Here is a 1679-nt window from a genome sequence, read left to right on the forward strand (position 1 = left end):
CTACGACTGACCAATTAACGTACAATACTTAGATTCGGCCTCTTGAAGGTACTTTTGCGGGTCGCGGCGGAATCGACGACGTTTTGTTGTTTCTTCCAAACGGTTAGACCATCTGGAACGTTCTTCTCGAAACGCTTCGTAACTAACATTCTGGAGTCGTCTGAGGAGATCATTTTGGCGAAGAGCATCATCGACGAACACGACAAACTCCCCAGACCGAATGATGTATTCGTTCCAGCTTCTCAGTCCTGTCATTCGTCGATGACGAGTTTTGGTTTTCCGGAAAAATCGCTCGTGATCGTTGTTGGTACGAGGAACGTGCGGGTGATCGTAGCAAGTGAAAAGCCCTTTCCAAAAGCCTTTTGTATAGCTAATGAAGTTTTTAACCATGGGCTGGTCGGCCTCTTCCTTGTACGTGTGCTCTAGCCATTTCATAAGGTAATTCATCTGTAGCTGTACAGACTCGCTGGATTGGTCGAGTGCTGGATTCAAGATGTTAGCTACGTGGTGTAAGGGATGTGACCAGCGCTTTACTTCTTCGTAGAGCCCGCGAAACTCATTCAGTTTGTTGAATATTCTGAAAACGTTCTGGAGTAGCGAGGGCCCCTTTTTTATCCAAGCATGTTTGTAGAGATGCTTGAATGACTTCGGCAGTTTCGTAGATCCGAATGCCGGGCAAGTCCAATGGCGGGTTTCCATCCTCGAGAAGCACAGAACGGACGGCTGCCAAGTAATCCTTCACGACTTCAGATTCTTCGGAAGTACTCTTGTCGAGTTTCCTTTCGATCTCTCGAATGCCGCGCAGACTCTTCTTTATGCCGGTTTTGAGTTTACGATCCAGATCGACGATGGGCTTAGCAATGTCTTTCAAGTAGTGATATTGGCAGTACTGATACGGGACATCGGGAAGCAACGACTCCATGGCCATGCGGATGGATTGTTGACCATCCGTAACAATACCGATGACGGGGAAACCGAGATCGATAACGGGTTGGATCAGCTCTTTAAGTTCTTCTGCCCCGCTGCTCTTTACGCTTTTAGCAACCAATATCGTGCCACTAAACACCTCTCGGACAACATAAAGCGTCTCATTTCCTTTCTCGGGTTGAACGCCGTCCATGGAGATCATAATTCCACCGTGCGAGTTTACCACTTGCTTGAGTTCTTCTTTCACATGATCCGTTACGCTAGAGCGCAGCAGTGTTAAATACCGCTCGTACAGGCGTTGGGAATTACGTTCGGATGTGGCGACACCGCGGTCTGAAAGCTCCTCGGTTATTTCGGCAATGGTCATATGCTGCTTGAACCGGAGTTGGCCAACAAGGGCGAGCACGTCGAAACCGTAGGATGTATGTTTCATTGCGAGCAAATCCGCTTCTGCGGATTTGTAAAAGGTATTGGGAAATTCGCAGCTCACATTGGAACAAGCATAAGCCATGCTCCAAACCTGGATAACACCGTGGAGAGTGGAAATGTTCTTTTTCCAAGCAGTATGGCTTCTTTTTAGCTTTGCACCGCAATGCAGGCAATGTTCAAACTCTGGTCTGAAGTACATTTTATCTTTTGGAACAATTCGATTTTTCGGTAGTGGCATAAACAAGAAACCTCCATCAAAGTGGGTAGTTACTACTTCGACAGAGGTTAATGGAAATCCTTGTTAGTTGATTGGTCAGTCGTAG

The 1679-nt window shown here is 47.0% G+C and carries 2 protein-coding genes; both read right to left on the reverse strand.

The window, feature by feature from the left end; genetic code table 11:
* The gene (locus PCH02S_RS35455; RefSeq protein ID WP_127458798.1) at positions 1-492 is read right to left on the reverse strand and encodes an IS66 family transposase; all 492 of its coding nucleotides are present in this window, start codon (positions 490-492) and stop codon (positions 1-3) included.
* 64 nt (positions 493-556) lie between these two features.
* Positions 557-1594 (reverse strand): transposase, encoded by a 1038-nt coding sequence (locus PCH02S_RS35460; RefSeq protein WP_127458799.1) that lies wholly within the window; start codon positions 1592-1594, stop codon positions 557-559.
* Between the last annotated feature and the right edge of the window lie 85 nt (positions 1595-1679).

Source organism: Paenibacillus chondroitinus NBRC 15376 (assembly GCF_004000765.1).
GTDB classification, from domain to species: Bacteria; Bacillota; Bacilli; order Paenibacillales; family NBRC-103111; genus Paenibacillus_E; species Paenibacillus_E chondroitinus.

What these genes read in the sequence shown, in the direction of transcription:
- PCH02S_RS35460 (WP_127458799.1), bottom strand. Translation starts at nt 1,594, where the DNA reads ATGCCACTACCGAAAAATCGAATTGTTCCAAAAGATAAAATGTACTTC.